At 70.5% G+C, this 6,409-nt stretch carries 8 protein-coding genes; 5 read left to right on the top strand and 3 right to left on the bottom strand.

Annotated elements, in window-relative coordinates; genetic code table 11:
• Positions 1-241 precede the first annotated feature (241 nt).
• The 3 genes from RA210_RS21035 to RA210_RS21025 all read left to right on the top strand — a co-directional run bounded on the left by RA210_RS21035 (position 242) and on the right by RA210_RS21025 (position 2,263).
• On the top strand, positions 242-1,420 hold the full coding sequence (locus RA210_RS21035) for an MFS transporter (protein WP_201487900.1): 1,179 nt from the start codon (positions 242-244) through the stop codon (positions 1,418-1,420).
• A 112-nt stretch (positions 1,421-1,532) separates the two neighbouring features.
• Positions 1,533-1,892 carry a cupin domain-containing protein gene (locus tag RA210_RS21030; RefSeq protein ID WP_201487899.1) on the top strand — a complete coding sequence of 120 codons (360 nt, stop codon included), beginning with the start codon at positions 1,533-1,535 and terminating at the stop codon, positions 1,890-1,892.
• Positions 1,893-1,894: 2 nt separating this feature from the next.
• Positions 1,895-2,263: a DUF2784 domain-containing protein gene (locus RA210_RS21025; RefSeq protein ID WP_201487898.1), complete on the top strand. Its 369-nt coding sequence runs from the start codon at positions 1,895-1,897 to the stop codon at positions 2,261-2,263.
• Here RA210_RS21025 and RA210_RS21020 read toward each other — a convergent pair.
• Complete coding sequence (locus RA210_RS21020) at positions 2,260-2,793, bottom strand: flavin reductase family protein (RefSeq protein WP_201487897.1); 534 nt, start codon at positions 2,791-2,793, stop codon at positions 2,260-2,262. The two genes, RA210_RS21025 and RA210_RS21020, sit on opposite strands and share 4 nt — an antisense overlap.
• A 65-nt stretch (positions 2,794-2,858) precedes the next feature.
• Between RA210_RS21020 and RA210_RS21015 the strand changes: the two genes are divergently transcribed.
• On the top strand, positions 2,859-3,047 hold the full coding sequence (locus tag RA210_RS21015; protein WP_201487896.1) for a hypothetical protein: 189 nt from the start codon (positions 2,859-2,861) through the stop codon (positions 3,045-3,047).
• Between the two features lie 130 nt (positions 3,048-3,177).
• Here RA210_RS21015 and RA210_RS21010 read toward each other — a convergent pair whose 3' ends face one another.
• Together RA210_RS21010 and RA210_RS21005 are read right to left on the bottom strand one after the other, a co-directional pair.
• Positions 3,178-3,972 (bottom strand): amidohydrolase, encoded by a 795-nt coding sequence (locus RA210_RS21010; protein WP_201487895.1) that lies wholly within the window; start codon positions 3,970-3,972, stop codon positions 3,178-3,180.
• 89 nt (positions 3,973-4,061) lie between these two features.
• Complete coding sequence (locus RA210_RS21005) at positions 4,062-5,210, bottom strand: pyridoxal phosphate-dependent aminotransferase (protein WP_201487894.1); 1,149 nt, start codon at positions 5,208-5,210, stop codon at positions 4,062-4,064.
• A gap of 158 nt (positions 5,211-5,368) precedes the next feature.
• Between RA210_RS21005 and RA210_RS21000 the strand changes: the two genes are divergently transcribed.
• Positions 5,369-6,409 carry a double zinc ribbon domain-containing protein gene (locus RA210_RS21000; protein WP_201487893.1) on the top strand — a complete coding sequence of 347 codons (1,041 nt, stop codon included), beginning with the start codon at positions 5,369-5,371 and terminating at the stop codon, positions 6,407-6,409.

Below are 6,409 nucleotides of genomic sequence, written 5' to 3'. Positions count from 1 at the left end.
TTGGGGCGCAAGCACGATGGGCCACCGGGCCCCAAGGCAATGTGGACCGGGCTGCAGCGGTTGCGGGACTTTGTCATCGCTTTTGAGGCCCGTGACGCGCTCACCGGGACTTGTGTATAACGACGAGCGCAGGAGCGTGGGGACGATCATACCCACACGCCCCAGCCCCGACGTACCGCGCTAGAATGCGCCTCCCGCGTCACCTGCCGCCTCGGCACTACTCCCGAGAATCCCCCGCCCCATGTCCGCTCCAGCCCTGCTGTCCCTGCCCCTGCTGGCCCTCGCCCTCGGCGGCTTCGTGGTCGGCAGCAGCGAATACATCATCATGGGCCTGCTGCCCGAGGTGGCCGGCGACCTCGGCGTCAGCCTGGCCGACGCCGGCCTCCTGGTCAGCGCCTACGCCATGGGCGTGGTGGTCGGCGCGCCGCTGCTCGGCCCGCTGCTCGGCCGCCTGCCGCGCCGGCGGGCGCTGCTGTGGCTGATGGGCGCCTACACCCTCGGCAACCTGGGCTGCGCGCTGGCGCCGGACTACGCCTGGCTGGTCGCCGCGCGGCTGTTCACCGCCATCAGCCACGCCGGCTTCTTCGGCTGCGCCACCCTGCTCGCCGCCGAACTGGCGCCGCCGCAGCGGCGCGCCTCGGCGATGGCCCTGGTGCTCAGCGGCCTGACCATCGCCAACGTGCTCGGCGTACCGCTGGGCGCCTGGTTCGGCCAGGCCAGCAGCTGGCGGATGACCTTCTTCGCCGTGGCCGGCTGCGGCGTCTGCACCCTGCTCGCCCAGTGGGCGTGGCTGCCACGCGGCCAGGGTGTGCCCGGCCATGGCGGCGGCGCCTGGAGCGGCGTGCTGCGCCGGCCGGTGCTGCACGCCCTGGCCATCTGCTGCCTGTCCTCGGTGGCGCTGTTCAGCGTGTTCACCTACATCAGCCCGCTGCTGCGCGAGGCCGGCGGCCTGTCGGCCAATCTGAGCAACAGCGGCCTGCTGGTGTTCGGCGTCGGCCTGACCCTCGGCAACCTGCTCGGCGGGCGCCTGGCCGACCGCGGCCTGCGCCACGCGGTGCCGCTGGCGCTGGGCGCAAGCGCCCTGGCCCTGCTCGGCCTGTTCGCCTTCATCGACACCACCCCGGCGACCATGGCCCTGCTGCTGTGCTGGGGCATGGCCAGCTTCGCCATCTCCTCGCCGCTGCAGCTCTTGCTGGTGGAACAGGCCGGCGACTCGGCGGGCCTGGCCGCCACCCTCAGCCACGCCGCCTTCAACCTCGGCAACGCCAGCGGCGCCTGGTTCGGCGGCCTGTGGCTGGGCGCCCAGCTCGGACTGGCACAGCTGCCGCTGCTCGGCGTCGCCCTGCTGCTGGCGACCATCGCCGCCGCCTGGCCGCTGCCGCACCTGCGCCCGGCGCGCGAGCGGCTGGGACTGCACTGACGCCGCGCGTCCGACCAGCCGCGGGCGCCACCATGGCTGACCTAACCTTGAACTGTTGACCCGACTGCAACGGGCAGCCGGCACCAGGACACCTGCAAACGGGAGGTGGATCATGGACAGAGCGGCACTCAAGCACTTCGGCAAACCGGACGAGGTCCGGGAATTTCCCAAGGGCCGGCTGGAGCTGGTCACCATCGGCGGCGCCACGGTCGGCCGCGCCATCTTCGAGCCCGGCTGGCGCTGGTCGACCTCGGTGCAGCCGATCGCCAAGACCAGAAGCTGCGAGGCGCCGCACTTCCAGTACCACGTCTCTGGCGTGCTGCACATCCTGATGGATGACGGCAGCGAGTTCGACTGCGGGCCGGGCGACCTGTCGCTGCTGCCCTCGGGCCACGATGCCTGGGTGGTCGGCGACGAGCCGGCGGTGGTGGTCGACTTTCAGGGCATGCTCGACTACGCCAAGGCGCACTAGCCATGCTCTGGGGCCTGGCCGCCGACGCCATCCTGGTCGTGCACCTGGCCTTCGTGCTGTTCGCCCTGCTCGGCGGCCTGCTGGTGGCCTGCTGGCGCGGCCTCCTGCTGCTGCACCCGCCGGCGGCGGCCTGGGCGATCTTCGTCGAACTGACCGGCCGCGGCTGCCCGCTCACCGCCTGGGAGCAGCAGCTGCGCCTGCGCGCCGGCGAGGCCGGCTACAGCGAGGGCTTCGTCGAGCACTACCTGCTGCCGCTGCTCTACCCGGACTGGCTGAGCCTGCCGGTGCAGTACGTGCTGGCGGCCTTCGTGCTGGCGGTGAACCTAGCGGTGTACGCCTGGGTGTGGCGCCGCCGGCGCGCCCGCAGCTAGCGCATCTTCGAGGTGGTCTGCACTTCCTCGCCGGCGATCATGAAGCGACCGTAGCCGCGGTGGTGCAGGGTGCGCGGCGCCTGCACCGTCGGGTCGTGCCAGGCCTGCACCACCTCGAGGACGAAGAAGTCGTAGCTGCCGACCAGCTGGCGATCGATCACCCGGCATTCGAGGTTGGCCCAGCACTCCTCCACCCGCGGCACCGCCACCTGCGCCGAGGGCAGCGCGGTGAGGCCGTACCTGGCGAACTTGTCGACCTGGTCGCCATGGCTGTTGCCGCAGGCCACCAGCTGGTCGAGCAGTTCGGCGCTCGGCACGTTGAGCACGCACTCGCCGGTCGCCTCCAGCGCCTTGAAGGAATGGTTGGCCGCGCTGACCACGCAGCCGACCTGCGGCGGCTCGAACTCCAGCATGCAGTGCCAGGACATCGGCATCAGGTTGGCCCGCCCGGCCTGCGCGGTGCTGAGCAGCACCACCGGGCCGGGTTCGAGGATGGCGTAGACTTCGGCCAGAGGCAGGAACTCTTTCATCGGGCAGCTCCGGGCAGGGGAGGATACTGGCCCGATCAACCATAGCCCGGCGGGAGGCATGGCGCGTGGACGACTCGACAGACGCAGCCCCGGAGCGAGAGCGCTGGCTGCTCTACCGCATCGACGACAACGGCAACGAGGTGGCGATGCGCCGCTTCGCCACCCGCGACGCAGCCGAGGCTGCGATGCGCGAATACGAGGCGCGCGGGCACAAGCAGGCGTATCTGGTGCGCGAGGAGCAGAAGGAGGCGTAGGTCGGGTCAGGCCGCAGGCCATGACCCGACGACCAGCCCGCAGGGCTGGCCCACCCACGACAGGCGACCTGCCGGCCGCCATGGCGGGTTACGCCGCGTTGCGGCTAACCCGCCCTGCGCAAGCCCGGCTTCAGCCCTTCAGCTCGAACTCGTCGGCATCCCGGTACGCCGGGAAGCGCGTGCGGAACTTGGCCAGCGCCTGAGCCGACAGGGTGACGTGGAACACGCCCTCGGCCTCGCCGGCATCCAGCAGGCTGTCGCCCATGAAGTCGAGCACCTGGCTGTCGCCGGCGTGCGGGTAGCCGTTGCCGTCGGCGCCGATGCGGTTGACCGCCGCCACGTAACACAGGTTCTCGATGCCGCGCGCCGGCAGCAGGCGGTTCCACGGATTGCGCCGCGCCGCCGGCCAGCTGGCGATGTACAGCAGCAGATCGGTGTCGTGCGGGTCGCGGCTCCACACCGGGAAGCGCAGGTCGTAGCAGACCAGCGGACGCACATTCCAGCCCTTCAGCTCCAGCAGCACGCGCTGCTCGCCCGCCGCATAGTGTTCGTGCTCGCCGGCCATGCGGAACAGGTGGCGCTTGTCGTAGTGGGCGCAGCTGCCGTCCGGGCGCGCCCAGTACAGGCGGTTGCGGTAGCTGCCGTCGGCTGCCTGGGTGATCACGCTGCCGACCACCACCGCGTTCAGCCGCGCGGCCTGGGCCAGCAGCCAGGCGCGGCTCGGGCCGTCCTCGGCCTCGGCCAGCGCGGCGGCGTCCATCGAGAAGCCGGTGGCGAACATCTCCGGCAGGATCACCAGGTCGGCGCCTTCGGCCTGGTCGAGCAGGCGGGCGAAGTGGGCATGGTTGGCGGCCGGGTCCTGCCAGACCGGGGCGGTCTGCACCAGGGCCAGCTTGAGGTCGGGCAAGGCGGTCAGGTCACGCATGGGAATCTCCGTAAATCCTTGATCGTCGGCTGACGTAGGGTGCGCCATGCGCACCATTCATCCGTGGTGCGCATGGCGCACCCTACCGGTCAAACCCGGCACAGCTTGTCGGCGGCCTGGCGCAGGGTGTCCTCGCGCTTGGCGAAGCAGAAGCGCACCAGCCGCAGGCCCTCGGGCGGGGTCTGGTAGAACACCGACACCGGGATGGTCGCCACGCCGTGCTCGCGGGTCAGCCACAGCGACATCTCCACGTCGTTCAGGTCGTCGCGGATCGCCGAGTAGTCGGCCAGCTGGAAGTAGGTGCCGGGGGTGCGCTTGAAGGTGAAGCGCGAACCCTGCAGCAGGTCGCAGAACAGGTCGCGCTTGGCCTGGTAGAAGGCCGGCAGCTCGGCGACGTGCTCGGGATGGGCGGTCATGTAGTCGGCCAGCGCCCACTGCAGCGGGGTGATGCCGCAGAAGGTGACGAACTGGTGGACCTTGCGCAGTTCGGCGCTGAGCACCGGCGGTGCCACCACGTAGCCGGTCTTCCAGCCGGTGACGTGGTAGGTCTTGCCGAACGAGCTGACCACGAAGGCGCGCTGGTACAGCTCCTCGTGGGCCAGCACGCTGGCGTGCTGCACACCGTCGAACACCAGGTGCTCGTAGACCTCGTCGCTGATCAGGTAGATCTCGCGGTCGCGGATCAGCGCGGCCAACTGGTCCAGCTCGGTGCGGGAAATCAGCGCGCCGCTGGGGTTGTGCGGGCTGTTGAGGATGATCAGCCGGGTGCGCGGGCTGATGGCGTCACTGAGCCGTTGCCAGTCGATGGCGAAGTCCGGCAGGGCCAGCGGCACGTGCACGCAGCGCCCGCCGGCCAGTTCCACCGAGGGCTCGTAGCTGTCGTAGCAGGGATCGAAGACGATCACCTCGTCGCCCGGGCGCACCAACGCCTGCGCGGCGCAGAAGATCGCCTCGGTGGCGCCGGGGGTGATGGTCACCTCGCTGTCCATGTCCACGCTGCGGCCGTAGCTGCGGGAGATCTTCGCCGCCACCTGCTCGCGCAGCGCCGGCAGGCCGGTCATCGGCGCGTACTGGTTGTGCCCGGCCATCACGTGGCGACCGACCGCCTCGCGCAGCGCCTGCGGGCCGTCGAAGTCGGGAAAGCCCTGCGACAGGTTGAGCGCGCCGGTCTGCGCGGCGAGCTGGGACATGGTGGTGAAGATGGTGGTGCCGACGCTGGGCAGCTTGCTGACGATCATCGCAGTTCCTGAAGGCATGGAGCGCAAGCGGCGAGGATAGCCGATCCGCCGCCCCGGGGCAGCCGCTGCGCAGCGCGCGGAACTGCCGGCTGCGTCCGGTGCGCCGCCAAGGCGCTGGGCTATGCTGTGACCCGGTCCAGCAAGGAAGGATGCTCCCCATGAACAAGGCCCAGCGCCGCTCCGAGAAGTTCTTCCGCCTCATCCTGTGGGCGGTGGCCGTGGTGTTCGCCGGCTTCCTGGTCAACCTCGGCGGCGCGGTGGTGAAGAACCTGCCGCTGGTCGAGCAGCGCTTCACGGTCGAGGACTTCCTCGACGACGAGGCGAGCCAGCGCATCGAGCAGGAGATCAGGCGCCAGCACGAGCTGGCCCAGGATGCCCAGGACGCCCTGGAGCAGAGCCGCCTCAGGCTGGAGGCGGCGCGGCAGAACAGCCAGACCGCCCGCGACAGCCTGAGCGCCTGGCTGGCCAGCCGCCAGGTGACCCAGCAGGCGGACCGCGACGACGAGCTGCTCAAGCGCACCGAGGCGCTGGAGCACCTGCGCCTGGCCGAGCGCCAGGTGCGCAGCACGGTGGAGGCCGAGCAGCAGCACCTGCTCGACGCCCAGCAGGCGCAACAGCGCGCGCAGCGCCAGCTCGACGCGCTGCGCAGCGCCGCCTTCGATCAGATGAGCAGCCAGCAGAGCGCGCAGGAACTCAGGGTGTTCCTGATCCGCCTGGCGATCACCCTGCCGCTGCTGCTGGTCGCCGGCTGGCTGTTCGCCCGCCAGCGCAAGAGCACCTGGTGGCCCTTCGTGTGGGGCTACATCTACTTCGCGCTGTTCGTGTTCTTCGTCGAACTGGTGCCCTACCTGCCGAGCTACGGCGGCTATGTGCGCAACATCGTCGGCGTGGCGATCACCGTGCTGGTCGGCCGCCAGGCGATAGTCGCGTTCAACCGCTACCGCCAGCGCCAGCTGGAGGCCGAGGCCAAGCCCGATGCCGAGCGGCGCCAGGAGATCTCCTACGACACCTCGCTGCTGCGCCTGGCCAAGAAGGTCTGCCCCGGCTGCGAGCGGCCGGTCGAGCTGGACAACCCGCAGATCGACTTCTGCCAGCACTGCGGTCTCAGCCTGTTCGACCACTGCACGCAGTGCCAGACGCGCAAGAGCGCCTTCGCGCGCTTCTGCTTCGCCTGCGGCAGCAGCGCGCAGCGGCCGTAG

Origin of the sequence: Pseudomonas sp. OF001, assembly GCF_904426495.1 — a bacterium.
GTDB lineage: Bacteria > Pseudomonadota > Gammaproteobacteria > Pseudomonadales > Pseudomonadaceae > Geopseudomonas.
The sequence above is the reverse complement of the archived record's forward strand: the minus strand, read 5'-3'. Positions and strand labels throughout refer to the sequence as shown.